This is a genomic window from Burkholderia cepacia, from assembly GCF_001718835.1.
GTDB lineage: Bacteria > Pseudomonadota > Gammaproteobacteria > Burkholderiales > Burkholderiaceae > Burkholderia > Burkholderia cepacia_F.
The window spans coordinates 1,419,235-1,442,114 of the sequence record NZ_CP013443.1; the positions used below are offsets into that span (position 1 = coordinate 1,419,235).

Consider the following 22,880-nt stretch of genomic DNA (forward strand, 5'->3'; position numbering starts at 1 on the left):
TGCACGATTCCGCAATGACGCATAAGATCGCTGCTGATACTTGTCATGACCATGGATTTGCTTCTGATAGCTGCGGGGTTCAGCCTGATCGGAATCGGCGTGCTGGTAGCGTTCGCTCGTCGCGTCGATCCGTTGTCCGGCCACTTGTCCGGTCGCGTGTTCGACCGGCTGCGCAAGCGCTGATTCGTCCCTTCCCGAACATGCACGTGCCCGACCGCACCTGATGCGCGCCGGCGCTGGCGGTCGCGCCGTCAGCGCGCCGGCAGGTAGCGTGACGGGTCGATCGACCGGCCGCCGTAGCGCAACTCGAAATGCAGCGCGACGCGATCGCTGTCGCTGTTGCCCATCTCGGCGATCGATTGCCCCTGCGTGACCGACTGGCCTTCCTTCACCAGCAGCGCACGGTTGTGTGCGTAGGCGGTCAGGTAGTCGGCATTGTGCTTGAGGATGATCAGGTTGCCGTAGCCGCGCAGCCCGTTACCCGCGTAAACCACCACACCCGGCGCGGCCGCGACCACCGGCGTGCCCGGCGAGTTCGCGATGTCGATACCCTTCGATTTCGAGCCGTCGAACGTGCGGACCACGTTGCCGGCCGCGGGCCAGACCAGCGCGATGCTCGTGGCCGGCTTCACGGCCGATTGGGCCGGTGCGGACGGTGCGGACGGTGCAGGGCGGCTGCGTCCCGCGCTGCCGGTGCCGACGCTCGCCGACGACGATGTCGTCGTGCCGGGCGGCGGCGCGACGCGCAGCACCTGGCCGACTTCGATTGCATCGGGGTTCGTCATCTGGTTCCAGCGCACGATGTTCGATACCGACGTGCGGTTGTCGCGCGCGATCTTGTAGAGCGTATCGCCGCGCTCGACGCGATAGAACCCGGGGCCGACGGGCGCGGAGCCGCACGCGACGAGCAGGGCGGCGCAGGCGGCTGCGAAGAGTCGCTTCGTTGTTGTTCCGAACATTGAACCTCGCAAGACCCTGCCGCTCATGATGCGGCAGGCAACACAAAACGTCCGATTTTAACGGGTTCGACCCGCGCACCGCAGTTTGGCGCCGCCGGGCATCCGTTCGGTGCGCGAAATGTCAGGCCGCAAGCGGGCTGACGCGAATCCGCAGCGTGGCCGTTTCGGTCGCGCCCGGCGCGAGCATGCGCAGCCCGAGGCCGTTGTGGATCGCGTCCGGCAGGCCGAGCCACGGTTCGACGCAATAGAAGTCGGAATCCGGCTTTTCGGTCCAGGTCGTGACCGCGTACCACGGGATCGAGCCCGGCACGTCGAGCACGATCTCGATCGTGCGGCGCCGGCCCGGCATCACGATGCGCACCGGCGTGGCCGGCACGCCGTCGAGGCAGTGGAAGCGGTCGTGAATGCGCGCGTCGTCGAGCGCGTAGCGCGCTTCGCCGGGCTCTGGCGCGCTGATGGCGCCGTCGGGGCGCTGTTCGCGCCGATGCGTGGGCGGCAGTTCGAGCGTGGTTTCGGCGCGCTCGCCATGCGGCAGCGCGAAATAGAAATGGTGACCGGCGTAGTAGGGCAGCGGCGTGTCGCCGCGATTGGTCGTCGTCAGCGCGACTTCGAGCGTGTGCGAGTCGGCCAGCCGGTAGGTCGTTTCGAACCGGAAATCGAACGGGTAGCCCGCCTTGAGCGCGTCGGTCGCGCCGAGCGTCATCGATAACGCGGCGCCGTCGGCCGACGGTTGCGCGGCGAACGGCAGGTCGCGCGCGAAGCCGTGCATCGGCAGGTCGCGCACCACACCGGCGGCGTCGCGCCAGCGGCCGAGCTCGCCGTCGACGCGGTGACGGCCGAGGAACGGGAACAGCAGCGGGTTGCCGCCGCGCACGCGCGCGAGGTTGCTCCAGTCGGCCGTTTCCGGCCAGAAGATGACCGGTTCGCCGTCGACATCCCATGACAGCAGGCGGCCGCCGAATTGCGGAGCGACCCGGACGAGCGACGGGCCGGCGTGAAGTTCGTGAATGTCGTGTTGCTGGAAGGTCGGCATGGCGAATCGGGAGTGGACGGGGTTGGAAGACGGCCTGCCGCAGGGCGGCGCGCTCCATTATCGGGCCGTGGCGGCTCGGGGAAAACCCTTCTCGGGAAATCGCGAGCTTTGCAATTTGTAATGCGTCTGGATAATGGCCTGAACCGGTCAGGTTGCCGGGTCATGACACTTCGTGGAGGGGGCCATGGATCTGGCAATGGCAATGGGACTCGCACTGTTCGGCATGTTCACGGGCAGCACGGTATTATTTTTCTATCAGCTCGGCCGCTGACGGCAATTCCTGCCGAAATCGAAAGGCCCGCCATGCAAATGGCGGGCTTTTTGCTTTCTGCACGCTTACAGGTTGCAAGCGTTTGTGTGCATGGCCGCAATATCCCGCCAAATGCCTTGGCGCAGTAATCCGGGCTCGGCATAATCGGGGCCGCGCTTCCGGGCGGCCCACCGCGTCGTCCGGAATTCCTTTCCGCTTTTGATCTGTTTTTTAGAGGACCGACGCGTGAGTCTCTGGTTTCTGGTATTCCTGAGCGTCCTGCAGGGCGTCACCGAACTCTTTCCCGTCAGCAGCCTTGGCCATACGCTGCTCGTGCCGGCGCTGTTCGGCATGCACATCGACAAGCACGCACCGCAACTGCTGCCGTTCCTCGTTGCGCTCCACCTCGGCACCGCACTGGCGCTGCTGTGGTATTTCCGCGCACGCTGGATCGCGCTGATCGGCGGCTTCTTCGCGCAGCTCGGCGGCCGCAAGAACGACGACGGGCACCTGATGTGGGCGCTCATCATCGGTACGATCCCGACCGGCATCGTCGGGCTGCTCCTCGAGAAGCGCATCGAACGCGTGTTCCACGACCTGCGGATCGTCGCGATCGCGCTGATCGTGAACGGCGTGCTGCTGTGGCTCGGCGATCGCATCCAGCGTAGCCGCGCGCATCAGGCGCCCGAAAAGATGACGTTCAAGCAGGCGTTCTTCGTGGGTCTCGCGCAGATCGGCGCGCTGATTCCGGGTTTCTCGCGCAGCGGGCTGACGATGATCGCCGGCAATGCGGCGGGGCTGACGGCGGAGAAGGCCGCGGAATTCTCGTTCCTGCTCGGTACGCCGATCATCTTCGCGGCGGGTGTGCTCGAATTGCCGAAGCTGTTCCATGCGCGCGACCAGCTCGCCGATGCGCTGCTCGGCGGCGTGCTGACGGCGATCGCCGCGTACCTGAGCGTGCGGTTCCTGATGCGCTATTTCGAAGGGCGTGGCCGGCTGGCTTCGTTCGGCGTGTATTGCGTGATCGCCGGCGTGTTCTGCCTCGGCTGGTTCATGCTGCATCCGCAGCCGGTGTGACGCGGTGGGGCGATCCTTCATGACTTTCATGGGGATCGGGTATAATTTCGGGCTCGGCTTCATGCCGGGCCCGTTTTGTTGTCGAGGGTGCTTTTTTCCTCTCTTGCGCGGGCTGCCAGCGTTGAACCCGTGTCTTCTTCCCCAGACCGCCCTTAGCTCAGCTGGATAGAGCAACGGCCTTCTAAGCCGTAGGTCACACGTTCGAGTCGTGTAGGGCGGGCCAGAATTTCCTGAAAGTCAACGAGTTGTGAATCGAGCAAACTGCTCGGTTGCATGCCGGTCGGCGTGCGCAATTTCACTCACCGTACTCAGAGTGTGTTCGCATTCTAGCGATCATCCCTGCTTCCACCTACGCGATGACTCATGCACGAGAGATGGCGGGATAGACCCACACGTGCTGCTCGCTCGACGTTTTCGAAGTAGATGCCGGCGGCGACTCGTCCGCGAGCAGCACACCTGTTGCAGGGTGGCTTGACGGAGGGCGTCGACCAGCGATTGAAGCTGCATGCCGGACTTGCTCACCCAGGCTCCCAGCATGGATTTCGGGATGACCAGGGCGGTTCATCGCGGATTAGTCGCTTAGTAATAGCGATGCAGTGATTTATCAATATTTTGATCTAGTGCGCCTTTTCAGGAATTTCCGAGTGCGCGGCATCGGCGTGAAAATGCTTTTCAAATTTCCTGTCGAATTGGTGTGGGTTGCCTAAAGCGGCGAGGATGTTGGTCTCATAGTTCCCGGTAATAGAGTGCCATTCTGTAGCCACAGCTGCCTCTGATCCATTTAAGAAATGTCGAACGTCGTACTATCTCGACCTGCAAAGATTTGCGTCGGGCGGCGCCGCGCGTTACGCGTCGGAGCGCGCACGGCGACACCGATGCTTCCCGGTAACCGGGAGCGCTTTGGAGGTTGCGAATTCCTGAATAATATTGTTCATTATCTTTGTTGTTTGCGGAAATGCATTCTGCATAGCAACGGAATGTCGAATTATTTCGATAAATGTCGCGTAATTCGGTGAGGATGATTGGTAAAAACCCATAAGCACAAAATGTCTTGTAGTATCTGCCTGCCAACAATTCTACAGCCGATCGACGATTGCTGATCGAGTGACTATCGCTTGTTGAGCTGCGTGAAAAAATCGGCTACGCAAATACTCTTTCGAGGGAAAGATGAGACTTCGCGTCTTCTTATGCCTGTTGTTGTTCACCGCAAGCGTGAACGCCCAACTGCTGCTCATGATCTCGAATGACGCTGATCGAGAGTTGTATCTGGAAAAGCAGTCGGTTCGTCCCATGAATGATGGTCAGGTTGCATTCACCCTACGGTCTGTATTCAAGGAGGGGCGCAGGCCCGTCGGAGCGACCGAAATCGTCGGGATTGCCGAAACCGATTACACAATAGATTGCGGTCGGCGGGCCATTCAGGAGGCGCAGACGCAGTATGTGTCTGACGAGGCCAAGACCGTCGGATATGCTCCGCACAGAATCCACGGATGGTCGACGATCCGTCACGGGAGCGACTTCGATGCGATTCGCAAAAAGCTCTGTTAAGAGCGCGGCCGTCGAGGACGGTGCCGTGCTGGCGCAGACTGTGTCTCCGAATCGTGTCCCCGGCGTGACTCTGGCGACCTTCTCCATCATCGTTACCTTCGTTCTCGTTTCGCTCTTCGTTTGTATCTTTGTCGATCGAACGATGCGTGACGCGAAAGCGGCTGCGGACTCGGCTGCATTCACCAGGGCGACTTTGGTTGCAAAATCCTACGCCTCCTATCTTTCCGAGCGTGCTTCATCGGTCGACCTCCTGGCACGAACGGTGGCCTTTGAGTTTGAGAAGACAAACGGAACGCTAGACCTGAATCATCTCGTCAACGAAGGGTTGATCGTTCCCTCCGAGGAGACGTTGGTAACCTTGGTAGATGCACAGGGACTCGTTACCAAGTCATGGCCGACGCCGGCGATCCGCCGGGTACACCTGAGCGATCGTGAGCACTTCGTGGTACAGAAGAACAGCCCTCGTGACGACCTCTTCATTAGTGCCCCGGTGCTAGGGCGAGTCTCAAAGAAAACGACGATTCAGTTCACCCGAAAGCTCACTTTGCAAAGCGAGACTTTTGCGGGGATCGTCGTCGTATCACAACCGCCGTCCTTCTTTACCAAGACTTTCGCGAACCACGCGAACCTCGGCGCGGATGGGGAGTTGCTTGTCTTCCGGTCGGATGGAACTCGGTTGGTCAGTGCAACGGCCGATGGGACGGTCACCAGTATTGGCCTGCCACTGTCGCTCTATCCAGAAAGCACCCGGTCACATTTGCTTTATCGCGATCCACTTGACCAACATACTCGGCTGTACATTCGCCAGCCGGTGCCCGGACTCCCCTTAATTGCAGTTATTGCGCTGTCGGCCAATGACTTTTACACGGACTACAAGCAACGTCGAGTTGCTTACTGGGGCTGGGCTGCGCTACTTGTATTTTCGATGGCGGTGGTCGCGTATCTTGCAATTTTCGCGACGCGGAGGGTGTTGACCGAACGCGCTCGAATGCAGGGACTCGCCGAGACCGATGCATTGACAGGGTTGGGAAATCGCCGGGCTCTTGATCGTTACTTGCGGGTCGCGGCCTCCGACTCAAGGAACCAGGTCGCCTTGGTGCTCGTGGACATCCGCGGGTTTGCGGCGCTGGATACAAAGCATGGCGCGGACGCAAGCGACGACTTGCTGACGATGGTAGCCGTTCGCCTGCGCGGTCTCGCGCTTCCGGGCGAACTGGTTTCGCGAATTCGCGATCAGCATTTCACGATTGCGTTCAGCGGTCGCGAGGTCGAGGCCCGAGCGCTCGCGTTCGTTCGATCCGCGATCGAAGCCTTCGGCCGTCCCGTTCAGTTTCATGGAAACAGCGAGGTCGTCAAGTTCTCCTTTGGCGTTGCGACTTCTGGTAGCGAACTGGCGCAGACCGGCGAACTTCAGGCAAAAGCTGAATGTGCGCTTGACTTGGCCAACCAGGTTGCAACGAACACGGGCGGTACCGAGTATCGTGTCTATGAGCAATGGATGCTCGATCTCCAAGGCGCCAATACCGAATTTGAGTTTGATCTCGACAATGCGGTTCGGCAACGCGAAGGAATCGCGCCCGGCTATTCACCGATCGCGTCGGTCTCGAAAAATTGCATCACCGGCTCGATGGTCGACCCGGTATGGAGCCGCGCCGACAATCAGCGGCTCTCGGCCGAAGAGTTCATGCCTGCTGCGGTAAAGCTTGGCCTGTCCCAATTCATATGGCTTCAAACGATCGAGGCAGCCACCAGATCGATTGGCGAACACGCCGCGCAAGATCTTCGGATCACGATTCGGGTCCCAGCAAAATTCATTACGGATGCCGATGCAATACGCCTGATTACGTCCGACGTTGTCGCATCAACCCGGATCGGCCTGGCACTCACCGGTGTCGAGGATCACGCGAGCCAGAGCAGCGTTTTTGCGCAAGCACAGAGTCTTCGCTCGCTCGGCGTATCGATTTACCTCGTGATCGACACAAGTCATTGCATCCCGATCCACGTGCTGACCAAGCTGGCGATCGATGGCATCGTTATCGAAGGCGCGATGCTTGACTCGTTGACTACCACCGACACAGCGCCGGCATTCATCGCTGCGTTGTTGTCGACCGCCGATGAGCTGGGATGGAAGGTCATTGTTGGACCGGTCGAGCAGAAAGCACAATGGGAGTGGTTGACGAGGCATCCGGGCGACATTGAAGCTTGGGGGACATGCGTCGGAGAAACCTCTGCCGTTGCCCCGACGATTCAGTAGGGGCGTGCGCCATGACCACCGCCTGGGACACTGTCGACCTTCCGTTGGACACGCTGCGCGTATTACCTATTCCGCTCCCGAACGGACAGGTGTTACTGAGCGTGCGCGGCACGGCGCGCGCCGGCTATGTCCTCGAGCGCCGAAGGATGTTCAGAGGAGCGCACCAGTCCATCCAACGGCTGTTCATCGACAGCCAAACCGACGCCATTGGTTCGTTCACTGCAAACGAACCCGTTATTCCCGCGCCACGCCAACGTTACGCGCATGTTCTGGACGCCATGCGTGGCACTTCAGTCCACGCGGACCGAGAGAATTTGCCGCCAATCGATTCAAGCACGGATGCAATTCAACTCTTGAGCCGGGTTCGCATGGAGTGTGCCCAAATTGGCGTGCGCGAATCGCTTTACCATGTGCTCATACTCGACGGGGACAACGACAAGGTCGTTGTTCACGATACGTTGATCATCGGCTCGGCTGCGGCCGCCTGGTCGCAGCTCTACGCAAATAATGCGTGGTTCCGCACCGACCCTGTGGTTCAACAGGCGCGACGGCACAATTATCAACCGGTTCTGGCGTCCCAAAACAGCAGCCTGCCGCCTGAGCACTGGTTTCATCGCATCGGCGAAATTCCGGGTTTTGAAAGCAGCGTGGCGTTCCTGGCCCGCCACGAGAATGCCATCGGCGTACTCCACGTCGCATCGGCGCTCCCCGCCAATCTCGCGGAACCTGCGCTGCTCGTCCATCGCCAACTGCTTACTTCGCTGACCACCGACATACTCGTCAAATACACGTCATTACATCGCGCAGAAACGGCCTCAAAGGTTCCGTTCGATCCGGTCGAGCAGAAAATTGCCGGGCTGTTAGCGAAGGGGCTCAAAGCCACGGAGATTGAGCAACGCCTCCAGATCTCACATTCCGCATTCAGGAGCGCATGCCGCTCCATCAACGGCAAGATGGGGTTGCATGACATCCGACTCAGCATCAAGTCCGCAAAGGCGCGCGGTTTGATCGGTTCGTCTTATGACTAGATGAAATGGGAGGGTATGCCTTAATTGGCATTTTATCTAAAGAAAGTGTGGGTCGGCAGTAAGTAAGCTTCGTCTCAAGGTAGGCGCGCGCACTATCGGATATTCCTTAAAGGTCATGCGCGAGTCGGTTTCTTCGGGGAGAAAATGAAGCTTACGGACATTGTGATGATGTGCTTTCTTGCCGGCGCTGCGATCGGCACGGCGAGCGCACATGACTCGATCGCGAATAGAACTGTTCCCGAAACTTGGGGCGTCGCTACGTCATATCCGGGCGACACGGTGTCGGGGCATGCTGCTGCCGACTTCGCACGCTTTCTGAATGCGGCGACACATTCGCAACACCATGCGGCGCCGATCTTCAACACGAAGACCTTGCCGGCCTCCCTGATTTCGGCATCCAATTCCGTTCCATTTGCCTTGCTGTTTGCCAGCGACCTCTCGAATGACGAACGCATCCTTGCGCTATCCATTCGCCCGTATGAGGTGAAATCGATCGATGAAGCACTGGAAATGGCGCGCTTGGCGAAACCTGCCTATCGTGTTGCCCTCGAACATCACGACCTCGTGTTGCTGGCCGTGATTCCATGGCCTCCAACGGGTCTGTGGTCTCGCGCTCAGATATCGTCCCCAGAGAGCTTCGCCGGCATGCGAATTCGTACCTATGACCAGTCCTCCAAACGGGTGATGGAAGCACTCGGCGCGGAGGTCGTTTCCCTACCGATCCAGGAAGCCTTCGATCAGATCAACCGAGGTGCCCTGGATGCAGTGATGTCGTCAGGAGATGGTGCAGCCGGTCGCGCGTATGCGGAATCACTTCGCAACTTTACCGCTCTTCAATACGCGTTTCCTGTTTCCTTTCTCGTCGCACGAAAATCATTCCTGGACAGCTTGGCGGCGTCGGAACGTCGCGCAGTCTTCGACGCCGGCATACAGACCGAACGCCTGGCATGGCAGCGCTTGCCCGACCGCGTGCGCCAGAACTATCGGGAGATGGACGACCTCGGTGTCAACGTCAAGGATCCGGTGCCGAAACCCGTCCTCGACGCTGTCCAACGCGCCGCGCGCTACGACGCGGAAGCGGCTTCGATCGACGACGTGACGGCACAGGCGCTTGCCGAGTTCCGCAACTGCGCCCCTTCGTCTCGACGTATCTGCCCGTCAGCGCCCCGGGAGGAAAGCCAATGAGCCGCGCGCGTCGGTGGATTGGACTTGCCACGGTTTTGGTCTTTTATCTCCTTCTATTGACGATCGCGGAGATCCGCTCAGGAGCGGCCGATGCTACGTCGCGAACCCTGAGCGTCGACGGCGTCGATGCGTCATGCACTGTGGAGAGCGTTTACATCGGGGATGGCGCGATTCAAGGAAGCCGTGTGTGTCGAGACTCAAAACGAGGGCATTAACCGAATGAGACCGATCGATCTGAACGTTGATCTCGGAGAGGGTTGTGCAAACGATGCGGAACTACTCGCCTATGCAACATCCGTCAACGTCGCCTGCGGCTGGCATGCGGGCGACGCAGTAACGATGATGCGTACGTCTGCGGCCGCGCTTGAGAAGTCAGTGCGTGTCGGCGCACACCCAAGTTACCCCGACCGGGAGAACTTCGGCCGCGAATCAATGCAGTTGTCGCCCGACGAAATCTATGCCGGTGTGCTTTACCAAGTGGGCTCGCTGAATGGCATCGTGCGTGCACTGGGCGGACGGCTTTCTCATGTGAAGCCTCACGGCGCGCTCTACAATGATGCCGAGCGGCACTACGACACCGCAGAAGCCATCGTCTCGGCCGTGCGAGACACTGATTCGAGCATCGAAATCTACGGACTCGCCGGCGGCCAGCTCGTTCGCGTTGCACGCCAGGCCGGGCTCACCGCCAGAGACGAAGGGTTCGCTGATCGTGGCTACTCGTCGCGAGGTCAGCTGGTTCCCCGTGGTACTCCAGCTGCCCTCGTTGAAGACGCCGGAGAGGCCGCCAACCGTGCGGCGGAAATGGCGGCACATGGACGGGTGCGCGCCGTTGACGGCGAATGGGTCTCGATTCCCGTGGAAACAATCTGCCTTCATGGAGACGGGCCAAACGCAGTGGCGTTCGCGAAGCAGATCAAGTCGGTCCTGGAGTCGCTCGCGACCGATTCGCGCAGCGCATTGTGAAGCGACAATCGCCAGAAAGAGCTATAGAGGAAGCCCGTCAATATGGTGCTGACAACTACCTGCTCAATCTATTCAGGGATGAAAGCGAGAAGCGGAGTGATCCGGGCGACGATCTGCAATGGGAACACGCAGCCAGACCAAAGCCACATCGAGCAAACGAATCGACGGAATCGGAAGACCTGGCGTTATTTGGAAGACGCCTCGCTGCATTTGCAGGTCCCGCCAAAAGGATAAGTGTTGAGACGGAGCGGCCGCAGGCGATGCTGCGAACATCGCCTGCGGCCTGACCTTGGCGTACACATTGAGAGACCACCATGGCTAATCGTATTCTACGACAACGTCAATCTATCGGCATGTATTGCGTAAGCGCGCCGTTATGCCCGTCGGCGCGAATCGCCGTTCGCGGTCGTTTCCGACTGCAACGATCGAATAGATGGTTGCGGACATCGCATCCTTCGGACATCGGGACCTTGGCCCGCGCACCGGTTGTGTCTTTGCCAACTTTCCAGCTGCGCAAGCCGGGAAGGACGTCCAGAGCACACATCCGTAACGTCTGTGCGCTCGATAAGCGGCAGGGTCATCGAACCGCAAGCAGATCGGTCTTTTCCTGCAAGAACAATTAGCCTCTGTCGCCGGTCCCGCCTGTCTTCGGCGACCCGTTAGCTCTCAGTGCAGGCGGTTCGCGATCTCCCTCTCGATCGCACTTTTTATTCCGCGTGGTCACCGCATTCGCTCAATTAAAGACAATAAGCATTGCGAAATTAGATGAATTGCAGTGGCCGAATGTCAACTAGCCAAAGAACATCGCACAATACAAAGGAGCCGAGATGCCTACCTACCTGGACCTGAAAGCCGAGATCCGTACACTTCAAGCTCAGGCGGAACTTGCGCGCAAGAAGGAAATGGAGAACGCCGTAAAAGACGTTCAGAAAATAATCGCCGAGTTCGATCTAAGGCCCGAGGACTTGTTTGCTGGGATTCGGCGTATGTCCGGTCGGATTAGACGTCGCGCACCGGCGATCGCGAAATATCGGGACCCTGCGTCCGGCGCTGTCTGGAGTGGCCGTGGACGGACCCCTCGCTGGATTGCAGGACAAGATCGGGAGAAGTTTTTGATCCGCGCGTCGACATAGAGGCATACAGGCTTCGGTGCATCTGAACCGTTGGATCGCCGGATGCTTCGCTGCTCGGGCGTTTCCGGCGTCAGTTCCTTACATGGATCTATGCCATGCGAACAAGAAGCGGGCGCATACCGCTTTTCGCTCAACCATGTCCCCACGTCCCTGGATTGTTCGTATCGGCGCCGTCATAGGTCTCGTTCGCGCAGCTATCCATGCCTTCGTTCCTGGCCGGGTTCGGGGGCAAAGATGCCTGCGAGCGTCTAACGAATTGATCGCCTCGCACGCTGTCAGTACGTCCCTCGTCGACGCCGCTCGCGCAGAAGCATGCGTCGCAGAATTGGAGAAGTTGGCAGCGCGGTATTCGACGCAGGCACCTGCACACTTCCCGAGCACCCGCGCTCGCATGGAACTGCTCGGCTCCCGTGTGCGGAAAGCGCAGTTGCACGCTCAGCGTGCTCGCGCCCATGCCGATACAGCTGTCGTGATCCTTCGGGGGCGAAGCGATGCCCGATTCGACTCCACGTTTGGCCGTCTCATGCACCACGCTGACCTCGCGAAGCAATCGCGCCTGCTCGCTGTCGATCTCCTCGAGATCTCGCTCGCTTCGGATAGGCGCAAGAAATCACGTGATCGTGTCGTTCCAATGCGGCGGAATGGTAACCGATGATCGGTGCGGTTCAGAATTCTCCAAGGAAAATGTCATGGTTGGAATTGCTGCATGTTTCGCAATTCATAATTTTCACTTCCCCAGCAACGGATGCTCGAAGCCCAGGCGCAGCGCGTCGCCCAACGTCGGGCACACCAGCATCGCGTGAGTTCGCAGGCCGTACGATGTAACCGGAATCGCGTCTCCGATATGAAGCCCGATCGCGGTGTTGCCGGTCGCCTCGAGTGCATTCGCAAACAACGCTATTTCCTGTGCATGCGTCACCATTGCGTTGGGGCGCTCGACGTCCGGGGGAGAGACTCCCGTGCCTTTCAGCAAGACGTCGACCGGCACACCCATACGCTTCATTCGACTCCCTGGATATCTAATTCCCTAGCGACTTCGTAAATACGACCTGACACCCGTACTCGTCCAATTCGCCGCGCTTCCACCCAAGACGCTGGTAAAAGCCATCGGCCCGCGAGCCTGGATCGGTCACGAGCGTGACTTGCGCCACGTCCTTCTCCTTCAGCCATGCAAGCGCACGGGCAAGCAGCTCGCGGCCGATGCCGACACCATGGAACGATGGTTTCACAAACAACGCGGTGATGAACGGCGTCTCGGTGATGACTGGCAGACAGACCCCGGCGACCTCGTCGCCACATTCACAGATCCAGCCACCTCCCTGCCTGATTTTCTCGATCAGGAGGTTGCGGTTCAGAAGATGAACCTGGTGGGGATGGATTCTATTCTCGCTCACGGAGAATCGCACATCATAAAAAGCGCCGACGTCGCGCTCAGTCATCGGTCGGTATTCTAGCTTTTCAGCAGTGGCCATATTCGTTACGTCTCTCATCTCTTTATATGAAATATACGTGGTGTGACGTAGGCAACTATCTCACGATTTTTTTAAATCCGCCAACGATCATAACGCCACGGAGCAGGCGGCCCATCAGCGAAGCCGCTTGGCGCCACATGGGGCGCTGGCCGGGCGTCGGTGCGCGGCGCGGTACCCCTGTGACCGTTCATTGCGACTTGGTGATTGGTCAACGTTTAAATATCCCTGTATCGATCAAAATGGCGCGAATTCGATAATTTCTGTAATTGCAATGGTTTAATAAAAAATGACGCTCGCCAAACTTATAATGCCATTGGCGCGAACGGCACGGGCAACCCCTATAAATGGCGCAGTCGATTTGGTACGCTTCTTGCCAATCGAACTGACTGATTTGAGGTAGTTGGCAGTGCGCCGAGTCCCCATACTCAATCTGCTGAAATCATGGCCGAAGATGTATAACCCGGCGGTGCTTGTCGTGGCCGCAGGTGTGGTTCTTCCGATGATCGTCCTGGCAGTGGTCTCGCTCAGTGCACCGCGCGACTTCGGCGGCGTCTCGTGGGGCGACTTCACTGCCGGCGCATACGAGCGGATTGTCTTCGATCGGGACTGGGACGGGGTACGCGTCCTTCAGCACGGCTACATCGACATTTTTGCCCGGTCGGTGGTCATGGCTCTGCTGACCACCGCGGGATGTCTGCTGATCGGGCTCCCGACGGCGCTGTTCATGGCGACGCGCCCCCTGAAGTGGAAGGCCACGTTGCTGATCCTGATCACGATCCCGTTCTGGACCTGCGTCGTCGTCCAGATGTACGGATTGATCATCGTCATTGCAGACAACGGCTTGCTGAACCAGATATTGAGCCGGGCGGGTCTCATGCAGGGGACGCTCGGCCTGCTCTACACCGATCTCGCGACGCTGATCGGTCTCGTCTATGCATTCACGCCGTTCATGGTCCTGCCGATCTTCGCTGCGCTCGACGACTTCGACTGGCGGCTGGCCGAAGCGGCCTACGATCTGGGGGCACACAAGCCGGCGGTACTGCTCCATGTCGTCGTACCGTGTTGCCGTCCGGGCATCATGGCAGGAATCGGGCTCGTCTTTGTTCCGGCGCTGGGTTCCTATACGATCCCGGGTCTGCTCGGCGGTAACCACGCTTTCATGATCGGCAATCTGATCGACTTCCAGTTTGCCGGCGGACGGGATTGGCCTTTGGGCGCCGCGATGTCGTTCGCGTTGCTCGCCGCTGTGCTTCTGGCGATGCTCGCGTCTCGACTGGGTTCGCTCTTCCAGCGGCAGGAGCGCGTTCATGATTTCGCCTGAACTGCGCCGGTTTCCGCTGACCGCGGCAATTGCGATCGCCGTGCTGGTGTTCCTCTATCTGCCACTGCTGACGGTGATGGCGATGAGCTTCAACGTCGGCCCGTCGGCCCTCATATGGGACGGGTTTGGCATTCGAGGTTACGTCGAGGCTTGGTCCGATCCGACGCTGGTCCGCGCTGCGAAGAATTCACTGTTGCTGGCGCTGGCGTCGACGGTGCTCTCCACCATGCTCGCGACGAGCGCGGCGGTCGCTTGGTGGTCGAGAAGCGATCGGCACGGTCTCGACCCGGCAGGACTCGTCATTGCGCTTCCGCTCGCGATACCCGAAATCGTACTGGCGATCGCGACCATGATGCTGTTCTCGATGTTCGAGTCAGAGCTTGGATTCGGCGCCGTTCTGTTTGCTCATGTGGTGTTCAGTGTGCCGCTTGCCTATCTGCCGATCAAAGCCAGGCTCAAGACGATCGATCGCACGCTGCTCGAGGCGGCCGCGGACCTGTCGGCCACGCCATGGGCGGCATTTCGACAAATTACCGCGCCTTTGGCTCTACCCGGCATCGTCGCAGGGGCTTTGCTGGCATTCGTCGCGTCGATGAATGATTACGTCACCAGCTACTTTCTCGCCGGCGCCGGCATGACGACATTGCCGATGTATATCTTCGGTGCATTGAAGATCGGCATCACACCCAAGGTCAGCGCCGTGTCGACCGTCGTCATCGGCCTCTCGACAATACAACTGACGGTAGTCTGGATCATCGGTGCTCGAGGTAAAAGAAGATCCAGGGCCGAGCAGTCCGAGATACACCACGCCAATCTCCACGCAATAGGAACAGCATGAAAAAAACAATCGGTGCGATGTTGCTTCTTGCCGCCGTCACGACCCAGGCCGCCGAGCTCCATATCGGAAGCTGGCCGAACATCCTGCCTGTCAACTTGCTCAAGAAGTTCCAGGCTGATACCGGCATCGAGACGACACTCGACACCTATGCGAGCGATGCGGCGCTGACCCAGAAACTGCAGGCAGGAGGAGGGGGGTACGACGTTGTGGTCGCCGGAGACTACTACGTGCCGGTGCTCGTGAAGTCCGGCCTTCTGCTCAAGCTCGACAAGCGCAAGTTGCCCAATGTCGCCAACATCAAGCCCGAGTACCGTCATCCGTCGTTCGATCCCCAGCGGGACTACGCGATGCCTTTCACGGTCGTCCTGACCGGGTTTGCTTACGACAGCGCGCGTGTGCCGGGCGGCCGCCTCGACGATAGCTGGAAGTCGTTCTTCGAGCCGCCCGCGGCACTTCGCGGCGAGGTCGGCGATCTGGACGTCGAGGAGGAACTGTACATGGCGGCGAGCTGGTATCTGGGACAGGATGAATGCACCGAGCGCCCCGACGATGCGAAACGCGTCCTCGACGTACTGCAGAAGCAGAAACCATTCGTGAAGACATATAGCAACGACGGAACGGTCGATCGTCTCGCGTCCAGGCAAATCATCGTTCAGCACGTCTGGAACGGTGCCGCCGCGCGAGCACAGGATCGCTTGCCGACTATCCGGTTCGTGTATCCGAAAGAGGGCGTCCGACTGTTCATGGACAGCCTGCTAGTTCCGGCAAAGGCGCGAAATGTCGAATCGGCCTACAAGTTCATCGACTGGATGATGCGACCCGAGAACATCGCGCTGGTGACGAACGCACTACGGTACAGCAACGAGATTGTCGGATCGGAGCGCTACATTGACCCTGCGCTGCATGACAATCCTGCGATCAAGACGCCGGAGCAGTATAAGGATCGGCTCAAGCCTTACAAGATGTGTTCACCTGCTGCGATTCAACTGCGTAACAAGGTCTGGCTGAAGCTGAAGGGAAATCAATGAGACGCGCTCGAGCTTGCTGACTTCCTGAACGAAGCCTCGCTGCAAGTTGCAGAAATCGGGCGGCGAGGCGTCGGCAGTTGAAATTCGAGACGAAGCGGCCGTGGACGGACACCTCGTTGGATTGCCGGACAAGATCGGGAGAGGTTTTTGATTCACACGTTGGCGTAGAGAAATACCGGCTTCGGTGTGTGCGAACCATTTGACCGTCGGAAGTCACGCATCACCCATCTCGAAGATTGCCATCCGGCTCTCGACGCATTGCAGAAGCACCTGCGCCGCATGGGGCAACGTCCGATCGGCTTTCACCAGCAGCTGGACACTCTGGCGCCCGAGGAGCGGGTGGTCGATGCGCTTGCCGACCAGTCGGCCTTCGGCCACTTCCGTCGCGATCGAATAATCCGTCAGAAATGCGACGCCCATCCCCGCCAGCGCGAACCGGCGCAGCATGTCGAGCGTATTGCCGACCAGGCGCGGCTGAAAGCGCATGGTCTCTCCGCGAGCCAGCATGTCGATCGTGCTGCCCAGTCCATACATCGGCGGCATGGTGGCGAACGGATACGAGATCGCCCGTCCGAACGTGATCGGCCCGGGGTGCGAAGCCAACGGGTGATCCGGTCGCACCGCGGCAACGACATGATGAATGACGCTGCGATGAACCAGGATGCCCTCGGAAGTCGGCGGATTATAGGCGATGCCGATATGCGCAATGTCCTTGCGCACCTCGTCCACGATTTCCCCGGTCGCGCGAATATTCAATGAAAGGCGCACGGCCGGATAGCGCCGCCCGAATTCCCACAGAATTTCATTCGTCAGCGCAGGAATCACGCCTTCGCTGGCGGAAATCGCGACGTATCCCGTCGTGAGCGAACGCAGCGCATCCAGTTCGCTTTGCAGCACTTCGTAAGTCGCTTCGCATCCCCGATGGTAGCGAAGCAGGCATTCCGCCTGTTCCGTCGCGACGACGCCCGAGATATGGCGGTCGAAAAGGTGCAAGCCGGTCTCGTTTTCGAGGCGCTGAATCTGACGGCTCACTTCGGACGGCGCAACCTGCAGTTTGTCCGCCGCCTTGCGAAAGGATCGTTCAGCCATGACCGCTTCGAAATACAGCAATTGGCGTTGGGTCGGGATCTCCATTCCGATGCTCAAAAAAACAACTGTCAATAACGACAGGTGTTGAGATAAAGCGCAACACCCCGGTACGCAGGATGATATCCAATCCAATATCATTTGCCGGTACAGTTTGAATACAACCAGTTGTCACTGGCATAGAGAAGCGCTCAAACCTTCCGAGGGAATTAATGTCAATCGCGTTCGACGCCGCTGACGGCGTGCAATCCGCATACCGGAAAATAGATCGCCGGGTACTCGCGTTCCTCGCCGTCGGCTATTCCATCGCGTACATCGATCGCGTCAACATCGGCTTCGCGAAAATTCAGATGCAGCAGGATCTCGGGCTGGGAGACGCCGCCTACGGGTTTGGCGCGGGCCTGTTTTTTCTCGGCTACATGCTGTTCGAGATTCCGAGCAACCAGCTGTTGACCCGGATCGGCGCGCGCAAAACGCTGAGCCGCATCATGCTGCTGTGGGGCATCGCGTCGATGTCGATGCTGGTCGTCACCGACGCCACCTCGTTCTACGTCATCCGGTTTCTGCTCGGCATGTGCGAGGCCGGGTTCGCGCCCGGCATGCTTTTCTACCTGGCGCGCTGGTACCCGCGCGAGCGGCTCAGCCGGGCGACGGCGCTGTTGCTCGGCGCCGCGCCGATCGGCGGCATCGTGGCCGGCCCGGTCTCGGGGTGGCTGCTCGAACACCTGACGGACGTCGCCGGCCTCGCCGGCTGGCAATGGATGTTCCTGATCGAAGGCATTCCCGCCGTTCTGCTCGGCGTGATCGCGCTCACCTGGTTGAGCGATTCGCCAAACGATGCGCAATGGCTGACGGCCGACGAAAAGCGGATGGTCATCGAACGGCTGGACGCCGCGTCGTCGAGTCGCGAAGGGTGGCAATCCCTGAAGGCCGTGCTGGGTGACGCCGGCATCTATCGCCTGTCGGCGATCTACTTCTGCTTGATCTGCGGGGTCTACGTCGTCGGCTTCTGGCTTCCGTCGATCCTGAAAGCGGGCGGCGTGAAGAGCGTCGCCGAGATCGGCTGGTATTCCGCGATTCCGTATGCGGCAGCCGTGGCGGCGATGTATTTGCTGGCACGACGTTCCGATCGATTGCTCGAGCGGCGCCTGCATGCCGGCGTCGCAACCGCGGCGGCCGCCGTGGCGCTCGCGGTCGCCGCGATCTTCGTCGACCGTTTCGGCATCGCGATCGTCGCGATCACGATTGCGACCGCGCTGACGTTCGCGGGTTACGCGGTGTTCTGGGCGATTCCGTCGGAATATCTCCCGGCCTCGATCTCGGCGAGCGGCATCGCGTTCGTCAATACCGTCGGCCTGTTCGGCGGGTTTCTCAGCCCGACGATCATCGGCACGTTGAAATCGGCGACGGGCAGCACCGCCGCCGGATTGTTCGTGATCGTCGGATTGCTCGCGCTCGGCGCGGTGCTGCTGCTGGTGCGTCCCGTCGCGTCTTCGGAGGGCGCGCGCGCATGAAGTTCTACGTTGCCGGGTTGCTTCACGAAACCAACACCTTTGTGGCATCGCGCGCCCGCTACTGCGACTTCACGAGCGGTGCGAATGGTCCGATCGTCAGGGGCGACGCCATGCTCGCGCTGCGGGACGCGAATCTTGCGATCGGCGGCTTCATCGGCGCGCTCGATCCCGCTACGGACGTCGTGGTCCCCGGCGTGTGGGCGCATGCGACGCCGTCGGGCCCGGTCACGCGAGACGCGTTCGAGCGCATCGTCGGCGAGATCGTCGAAGGGGCGCGAACCGCGAAGGCGGACGCGGTGTTTCTCGATCTTCACGGGGCGATGGTTGCCGAGCACGTCGACGACGGCGAAGGGGAACTCCTGACGCGGGTTCGCGAAGCCGTGGGGCATGGCGTGACCATCGTTGCCGCGCTGGACCTGCACGCGAACGTGACGGCCCAGATGTTCCGCAGCGCCGACGGCCTCGTCGCATATCGCACCTATCCTCATGTCGACATGTCCGACACCGGCGCGCGCGCGGCCCGCCTGATCAAGAAGCTCGCGCGGGAGCGCGAGAGCCATCACCGCGGCATCCGGCGCGGGCCGTTCCTCGTGCCGATCGAAGCGATGGCGACGTCGCGCCCGCCGGCGGCGGACCTGTATGCGACGCTGGCGACGCTCGAAGCCGATCTCGGCGTCGACTTGTCGATTGCGCTGGGCTTCCCGGCCGCGGACATCGCCGAGTGCGGCCCGACGATCTGGGGATACGGCATCAGTCAAACCGCGCTGAACGAAGCGCTGGATCGCCTTTACCGTCAATTCGTGTGCCGCGAGAACGACTGGCAAGCCACCTGCCTGTCGCCCGACGAGGCCGTGAAGACCGCCGTCGCGCTCGCGGCGAACGCGACGCGTCCGGTCGTGATCGCAGACACGCACGACAATCCGGGCGCCGGCGCAGACTCGAACACGACCGAAATGCTCGCGGCGCTGGTGTTCCACGGCGTGACGCGCGCGGCGCTGGGGGTCCTCTGCGATCCGCTCGCGGCGGCGGCGGCCCATGCCGCAGGCGTCGGATCAGTCATTGCGCTGACCCTGGCGGAGGGCACGCCGCGCGCGTTTCGCGCGACCTTCGTCGTCGACGCGCTCTCCGACGGCGAATGCCGGCTGGAAGGGCCGATGATGCGCAATGTCACGTTGCGTCTCGGGCCGTGCGCGTGCCTGCGCATCGACGGCGTGCGCGTGGTCGTGAGCAGCGTGAAAACCCAGTTGCTGGATCGCAACCTCTATCGGATGGTCGGCATCCAGCCGGAAGCGATGGCGATTCTGGTGAACAAGAGCTCGGTTCATTTCCGTGCCGCGTTCGAGCCGATCGCCGAGGCGGTGCTGGTCGCGCGAACCGTGGACGGCATCGTCACCGATCCCGCCAGGCTGCCGTGGCGAAAACTGAACCCTTCCGTGCGGATCGCTCCCGGATACGAAGGGCAGGGCCGGATTTGACCGGGAGGGAAAATACGCTAGACGGCAATTGCACGTTTCGTTCAATATCATGCGCACTCCAGATCTTATTGAACCGTGGCTGACATGACGCGATACGCCCACGACATTCCTCTTCATCGGGAAGACACGATATGCCAACCTATCGGGACTTGAAAGCCCAGATTCGTACTCTCCAGGCTCAGGCGGAGCTCGCACGCAAGCGGGAAATCTCGGTCGCGCTCGAGAAGATTCGAGAATTGATCGCCGAATTCGATCTGAAACCCGAGGACCTGTTTGCCGATATCCAGCGAAAGTCACGTCGGATCAGGCGGCGCGCGCCCGCTACGGCAAAGTATCGCGATCCTGCATCGGGCGCGCTCTGGAGCGGGCGCGGGAAGGAGCCTCGGTGGATCGCCGGTCGTGATCGCGACATGTACCTGATCCCGACGTCGGCATAGACGGGCGCAACCTTCGAGCTGTCCTGAATAATCAACCCCACATGATTCGCCCGTACTGCTGCTCGACATCTCGCGATGCAAGTGACCTTGCGTCGCGCGAGCATCACGTACGCACACTCTGCTTCACGCAATCCCATGTCCAAGACCGCTTGGGAAGAACGAGTCAGTGCCGCCATTGGCGTCGTGTGCGCGGGCGTTCGTGCGTGCATCCCCGCCCGGTATCGGAAACACGCGGACCGTCGAGAGTCGGGGGAGCATGTCACGGACTCGATCGCCGCCGATTCCGTTCAGGCGGCGATCGTCGACGCCGCCGAAGCCGAAGCGTGCGCTGCGGAACTCGAGAAACTGGAAGGGCGGTATGCGATGTCGGCAATCGCATGCTTTTCAAGCGCTCACGCCCGGATTGAACTGCTGCGGTTCCGTGTGAGGAAGGCACGGCTGCACGCGAAGCGCGCACGGGTCCATGCCGATACCGCCGTACTGATTTTCCGGAGCGGAATCGATGGCGGACTCGACGCCACTTTGCAAACACTCAGGCACCATGCCGATCTCGCGAAGCAAGCGCGCCTGCTTGCCGGCGAACTCCTCGACATTTCGCTCGCGTCGGAAGCGCGCGAGACGTCCCGCTTTTCGAGGTGCGGGCGGTCACGGTGGCCGCGCCCGAGCCGCCGCCCGGGCTGGTTGCGGCTGGCGCCGCCGCCGACGTCGCGCGATGCGCGGGAGCCGGAAGCTTTCGACTGAGATCCGGAACGTAGTCGGCCCGGCCTCAGCCGCCGAGCCTGTCGGCGACGCTGCCAAGGAACAGGCGCAGCGCGAGACGCTGTATCGCGTTGCCGTAGGACGGGTGAAACGACTCGATCGGGACCATGGTCGCGATGTTTCATGGCGCGTATTGCCAGTCGTGCGCGGGCGGGCGGACGCAGCCGATCGTCACCTATCTCGCGCCGGCCCGGCAACTCATTCCCGATTGGCTCGATGGCCCGCGTTGAAATCGCGGGGCGCGTCGCGCGTCACCGGTCTCGCTATTGGAGCTGCTGCAGGAATGCCGCGAGCTTCCGGCCGAGCACGCGATGGTGATCGGCCGAAAAATGGACGCCGTCCACCGGGCTGACTTCGACGATCTCGCCGACGTCGAGGAAATGCGCGCCGGCATCCCGGGCTATCCGCGCGTACAGGCTCGCGAGCTGGCGAGACTTCGCCGCGCCGCCCGCGAAGATCTCGCCGAGGAACCCGACCTCGACGATCGGGGCGGGCGCCATCAGCACCACCTGCGGCGTCGTGCCCGCGGGGCCCGCGCGGCACGCCTCCAGTTCGGCGAGCAATACGCCGGCCGAGACCGCGATGTCGGCGGGCGTGACCGAGAAGCGCGCCTTCAGGTCGTTCGTGCCGAGCATCAGCACGACGACGTTGACCGGCAAATGACTTTCCAGGCACGGTCGCAGATACGACAGGCCGTTCTTGTGCCGGCCTTCGATCGGGTCGTCATGGACGGTCGTGCGAGCGGGCAACCCTTCTTCGACGACTCGCCAGCCTGCGCCCAGCGCTTGCGCGAGCACACCCGTCCAGCGGTCGTCGCGATCGAAGCGCTCCAGCACGCCGGGGCGCGTCATCGGGCGCGTGCCGTGGGTGTTCGAGTCGCCGTAGCAGAGCACGGTCTTCTGCGCCATTTTCGTCTCCTTGATTGTTCGATCATTGCGTCGCGCATCTGAGCGGGTTCGCGCGACGGTCATTCCTTCGGCAGGCGCAGGACGTCGAGCGCATGCTGCGAGAACTCGACCCAGAACCGCTCGTTCGCGATGCCGGCCTGCAGCACCAGGTGCTGCAGGCGCTTCGCGCGGGAGGCGGTGTCCGTCGGGAAATCGCGCGCCTCGATCTGCAGATACAGGTCGAGCTTTTCCTGGTGAAGCGCCATGTGTCGCCTGATCTCTTTTTCCAGTCCCGCGGGGCCGAGCACCGCTTCCGCGCGCAGGCGCACCATCAACGCTTCGCGCAGCGGCGTCGGATCTTCCGGTTCGGCGATCCAGCGCCGCAGTTCCTTCTTGCCGGCCGGCAGGATCCGGTACGCGCGCTTGCGGCCGCGCCCCGATTCGGCGGGCAGCGACTCGATCCAGCCCGTTTCCTCGAGGCGCCCCAGCTCGCGATAGATCTGCTGGTGCGTGGCCTGCCAGAAATAGCCGATCGAGCGATCGAAACGGTCGGCGAGCTCGGACCCCGAACCGGGGCGTTCGGCGAGCGCGGTGAGGAGTGCGTGAGGCAGGGACATGTCGAGTCGAGGGAAG

Annotated in this window: 21 protein-coding genes, 1 tRNA gene and 2 pseudogenes; 17 read left to right on the forward strand and 7 right to left on the reverse strand. The window is 61.0% G+C overall.

The features are described 5' to 3' along the window. Nucleotides 1–45 precede the first annotated feature (45 nt). Nucleotides 46–183: a hypothetical protein gene (locus WT26_RS37240; protein ID WP_155774643.1), complete on the forward strand. Its 138-nt coding sequence runs from the start codon at nucleotides 46–48 to the stop codon at nucleotides 181–183. A gap of 68 nt (nucleotides 184–251) precedes the next feature. Here the strand turns inward: WT26_RS37240 and WT26_RS09965 are convergent, their stop codons facing one another. Further along, a complete protein-coding gene (locus WT26_RS09965) occupies nucleotides 252–959 on the reverse strand; it encodes a peptidoglycan DD-metalloendopeptidase family protein (protein ID WP_069272750.1) in 708 nt (235 codons plus the stop codon). 121 nt (nucleotides 960–1,080) lie between these two features. Next, nucleotides 1,081–1,992 carry an aldose epimerase gene (locus WT26_RS09970; RefSeq protein WP_069272751.1) on the reverse strand — a complete coding sequence of 304 codons (912 nt, stop codon included), beginning with the start codon at nucleotides 1,990–1,992 and terminating at the stop codon, nucleotides 1,081–1,083. A 496-nt stretch (nucleotides 1,993–2,488) separates the two neighbouring features. Here WT26_RS09970 and WT26_RS09975 point away from each other — a divergent pair, with 496 nt between their 5' ends. The 8 genes from WT26_RS09975 (at nucleotide 2,489) to WT26_RS10010 (ending at nucleotide 11,430) form a co-directional block, all read left to right on the forward strand. Then, nucleotides 2,489–3,319 (forward strand): undecaprenyl-diphosphate phosphatase, encoded by an 831-nt coding sequence (locus WT26_RS09975; protein ID WP_021157259.1) that lies wholly within the window; start codon nucleotides 2,489–2,491, stop codon nucleotides 3,317–3,319. Nucleotides 3,320–3,465: 146 nt separating this feature from the next. Next, a tRNA-Arg gene (locus WT26_RS09980) sits at nucleotides 3,466–3,542 on the forward strand. Between the two features lie 944 nt (nucleotides 3,543–4,486). Next, nucleotides 4,487–4,867 (forward strand): surface-adhesin E family protein, encoded by a 381-nt coding sequence (locus WT26_RS37245; RefSeq protein ID WP_059624659.1) that lies wholly within the window; start codon nucleotides 4,487–4,489, stop codon nucleotides 4,865–4,867. Further along, nucleotides 4,842–7,121, forward strand: coding sequence for a diguanylate cyclase domain-containing protein (locus WT26_RS09990; protein ID WP_196222151.1), 2,280 nt, complete (start codon nucleotides 4,842–4,844; stop codon nucleotides 7,119–7,121). The genes WT26_RS37245 and WT26_RS09990 overlap by 26 nt, the downstream gene beginning before the upstream one ends. An 11-nt stretch (nucleotides 7,122–7,132) precedes the next feature. Further along, nucleotides 7,133–8,149 (forward strand): helix-turn-helix transcriptional regulator, encoded by a 1,017-nt coding sequence (locus WT26_RS09995; protein ID WP_059954791.1) that lies wholly within the window; start codon nucleotides 7,133–7,135, stop codon nucleotides 8,147–8,149. A gap of 144 nt (nucleotides 8,150–8,293) precedes the next feature. Beyond that, nucleotides 8,294–9,334 carry a TRAP transporter substrate-binding protein DctP gene (gene dctP / locus WT26_RS10000; RefSeq protein WP_059954789.1) on the forward strand — a complete coding sequence of 347 codons (1,041 nt, stop codon included), beginning with the start codon at nucleotides 8,294–8,296 and terminating at the stop codon, nucleotides 9,332–9,334. Between the two features lie 219 nt (nucleotides 9,335–9,553). Next, complete coding sequence (pxpA, locus tag WT26_RS10005) at nucleotides 9,554–10,297, forward strand: 5-oxoprolinase subunit PxpA (protein ID WP_059954799.1); 744 nt, start codon at nucleotides 9,554–9,556, stop codon at nucleotides 10,295–10,297. Between the two features lie 827 nt (nucleotides 10,298–11,124). Further along, on the forward strand, nucleotides 11,125–11,430 hold the full coding sequence (locus WT26_RS10010; RefSeq protein WP_059856114.1) for an H-NS histone family protein: 306 nt from the start codon (nucleotides 11,125–11,127) through the stop codon (nucleotides 11,428–11,430). 733 nt (nucleotides 11,431–12,163) lie between these two features. Here WT26_RS10010 and WT26_RS10015 read toward each other — a convergent pair. After that, nucleotides 12,164–12,433 (reverse strand): annotated as a pseudogene (locus WT26_RS10015) (AraC family transcriptional regulator ligand-binding domain-containing protein); the annotation flags it as partial. 16 nt (nucleotides 12,434–12,449) lie between these two features. Continuing rightward, entirely contained in the window at nucleotides 12,450–12,902 is a 453-nt protein-coding gene (locus WT26_RS10020; RefSeq protein ID WP_069272753.1) for a GNAT family N-acetyltransferase, read from the reverse strand. Nucleotides 12,903–13,353: 451 nt separating this feature from the next. Here WT26_RS10020 and WT26_RS10025 point away from each other — a divergent pair, with 451 nt between their 5' ends. From WT26_RS10025 to WT26_RS39025, 4 genes and pseudogenes are all read left to right on the forward strand, one after another. Then, a complete protein-coding gene (locus WT26_RS10025; protein WP_069272754.1) occupies nucleotides 13,354–14,223 on the forward strand; it encodes an ABC transporter permease in 870 nt (289 codons plus the stop codon). Further along, nucleotides 14,210–15,061: an ABC transporter permease gene (locus WT26_RS10030; RefSeq protein WP_069272755.1), complete on the forward strand. Its 852-nt coding sequence runs from the start codon at nucleotides 14,210–14,212 to the stop codon at nucleotides 15,059–15,061. Before WT26_RS10025 ends, WT26_RS10030 begins: the two co-directional genes overlap by 14 nt. Next, the gene (locus tag WT26_RS10035; protein ID WP_059903165.1) at nucleotides 15,058–16,089 is read left to right on the forward strand and encodes an extracellular solute-binding protein; all 1,032 of its coding nucleotides are present in this window, start codon (nucleotides 15,058–15,060) and stop codon (nucleotides 16,087–16,089) included. Before WT26_RS10030 ends, WT26_RS10035 begins: the two co-directional genes overlap by 4 nt. 96 nt (nucleotides 16,090–16,185) lie before the next feature. Beyond that, a pseudogene (locus WT26_RS39025) lies at nucleotides 16,186–16,257 on the forward strand (H-NS family nucleoid-associated regulatory protein); the annotation flags it as partial. Nucleotides 16,258–16,302: 45 nt separating this feature from the next. Here WT26_RS39025 and WT26_RS10040 read toward each other — a convergent pair. Beyond that, complete coding sequence (locus tag WT26_RS10040) at nucleotides 16,303–17,223, reverse strand: LysR family transcriptional regulator (protein WP_059716118.1); 921 nt, start codon at nucleotides 17,221–17,223, stop codon at nucleotides 16,303–16,305. A gap of 164 nt (nucleotides 17,224–17,387) precedes the next feature. Here WT26_RS10040 and WT26_RS10045 point away from each other — a divergent pair, with 164 nt between their 5' ends. The 4 genes from WT26_RS10045 to WT26_RS10060 all read left to right on the forward strand — a co-directional run bounded on the left by WT26_RS10045 (nucleotide 17,388) and on the right by WT26_RS10060 (nucleotide 21,342). After that, complete coding sequence (locus tag WT26_RS10045) at nucleotides 17,388–18,689, forward strand: MFS transporter (protein WP_059950806.1); 1,302 nt, start codon at nucleotides 17,388–17,390, stop codon at nucleotides 18,687–18,689. Further along, complete coding sequence (locus WT26_RS10050) at nucleotides 18,686–20,164, forward strand: M81 family metallopeptidase (protein ID WP_069270060.1); 1,479 nt, start codon at nucleotides 18,686–18,688, stop codon at nucleotides 20,162–20,164. The genes WT26_RS10045 and WT26_RS10050 overlap by 4 nt, the downstream gene beginning before the upstream one ends. 131 nt (nucleotides 20,165–20,295) lie before the next feature. Beyond that, complete coding sequence (locus WT26_RS10055) at nucleotides 20,296–20,601, forward strand: H-NS histone family protein (RefSeq protein WP_059982841.1); 306 nt, start codon at nucleotides 20,296–20,298, stop codon at nucleotides 20,599–20,601. Between the two features lie 135 nt (nucleotides 20,602–20,736). Next, nucleotides 20,737–21,342, forward strand: a complete 606-nt coding sequence (locus tag WT26_RS10060) for a hypothetical protein (protein ID WP_059954776.1) — start codon at nucleotides 20,737–20,739, stop codon at nucleotides 21,340–21,342. A 281-nt stretch (nucleotides 21,343–21,623) separates the two neighbouring features. Here WT26_RS10060 and WT26_RS10065 read toward each other — a convergent pair whose 3' ends face one another. Next, entirely contained in the window at nucleotides 21,624–22,268 is a 645-nt protein-coding gene (locus WT26_RS10065) for an SGNH/GDSL hydrolase family protein (protein WP_059954774.1), read from the reverse strand. Between the two features lie 59 nt (nucleotides 22,269–22,327). Beyond that, entirely contained in the window at nucleotides 22,328–22,864 is a 537-nt protein-coding gene (locus tag WT26_RS10070; protein WP_155774644.1) for a PadR family transcriptional regulator, read from the reverse strand. Between the last annotated feature and the right edge of the window lie 16 nt (nucleotides 22,865–22,880).

Bases quoted from the DNA above. Each gene is read 5' to 3' on its own strand.
- WT26_RS10010 (WP_059856114.1), top strand. From the start codon at position 11,125: ATGCCTACCTACCTGGACCTGAAAGCCGAGATCCGTACACTTCAAGCT.
- WT26_RS09990 (WP_196222151.1), top strand. From the start codon at position 4,842: ATGCGATTCGCAAAAAGCTCTGTTAAGAGCGCGGCCGTCGAGGACGGT.
- WT26_RS37245 (WP_059624659.1), top strand. From the start codon at position 4,487: ATGAGACTTCGCGTCTTCTTATGCCTGTTGTTGTTCACCGCAAGCGTG.
- WT26_RS10060 (WP_059954776.1), top strand. From the start codon at position 20,737: ATGTCCAAGACCGCTTGGGAAGAACGAGTCAGTGCCGCCATTGGCGTC.
- WT26_RS10050 (WP_069270060.1), top strand. From the start codon at position 18,686: ATGAAGTTCTACGTTGCCGGGTTGCTTCACGAAACCAACACCTTTGTG.
- pxpA (WP_059954799.1), top strand. From the start codon at position 9,554: ATGAGACCGATCGATCTGAACGTTGATCTCGGAGAGGGTTGTGCAAAC.
- WT26_RS10020 (WP_069272753.1), bottom strand. From the start codon at position 12,902: ATGGCCACTGCTGAAAAGCTAGAATACCGACCGATGACTGAGCGCGAC.
- WT26_RS09995 (WP_059954791.1), top strand. From the start codon at position 7,133: ATGACCACCGCCTGGGACACTGTCGACCTTCCGTTGGACACGCTGCGC.
- WT26_RS37240 (WP_155774643.1), top strand. From the start codon at position 46: ATGACCATGGATTTGCTTCTGATAGCTGCGGGGTTCAGCCTGATCGGA.
- WT26_RS09970 (WP_069272751.1), bottom strand. From the start codon at position 1,992: ATGCCGACCTTCCAGCAACACGACATTCACGAACTTCACGCCGGCCCG.
- WT26_RS09965 (WP_069272750.1), bottom strand. From the start codon at position 959: ATGTTCGGAACAACAACGAAGCGACTCTTCGCAGCCGCCTGCGCCGCC.
- dctP (WP_059954789.1), top strand. From the start codon at position 8,294: ATGAAGCTTACGGACATTGTGATGATGTGCTTTCTTGCCGGCGCTGCG.
- WT26_RS10040 (WP_059716118.1), bottom strand. From the start codon at position 17,223: ATGGAGATCCCGACCCAACGCCAATTGCTGTATTTCGAAGCGGTCATG.
- WT26_RS10035 (WP_059903165.1), top strand. From the start codon at position 15,058: ATGAAAAAAACAATCGGTGCGATGTTGCTTCTTGCCGCCGTCACGACC.
- WT26_RS10065 (WP_059954774.1), bottom strand. From the start codon at position 22,268: ATGGCGCAGAAGACCGTGCTCTGCTACGGCGACTCGAACACCCACGGC.
- WT26_RS10025 (WP_069272754.1), top strand. From the start codon at position 13,354: ATGTATAACCCGGCGGTGCTTGTCGTGGCCGCAGGTGTGGTTCTTCCG.
- WT26_RS10045 (WP_059950806.1), top strand. From the start codon at position 17,388: ATGTCAATCGCGTTCGACGCCGCTGACGGCGTGCAATCCGCATACCGG.
- WT26_RS10070 (WP_155774644.1), bottom strand. From the start codon at position 22,864: ATGTCCCTGCCTCACGCACTCCTCACCGCGCTCGCCGAACGCCCCGGT.
- WT26_RS10030 (WP_069272755.1), top strand. From the start codon at position 14,210: ATGATTTCGCCTGAACTGCGCCGGTTTCCGCTGACCGCGGCAATTGCG.
- WT26_RS10055 (WP_059982841.1), top strand. From the start codon at position 20,296: ATGCCAACCTATCGGGACTTGAAAGCCCAGATTCGTACTCTCCAGGCT.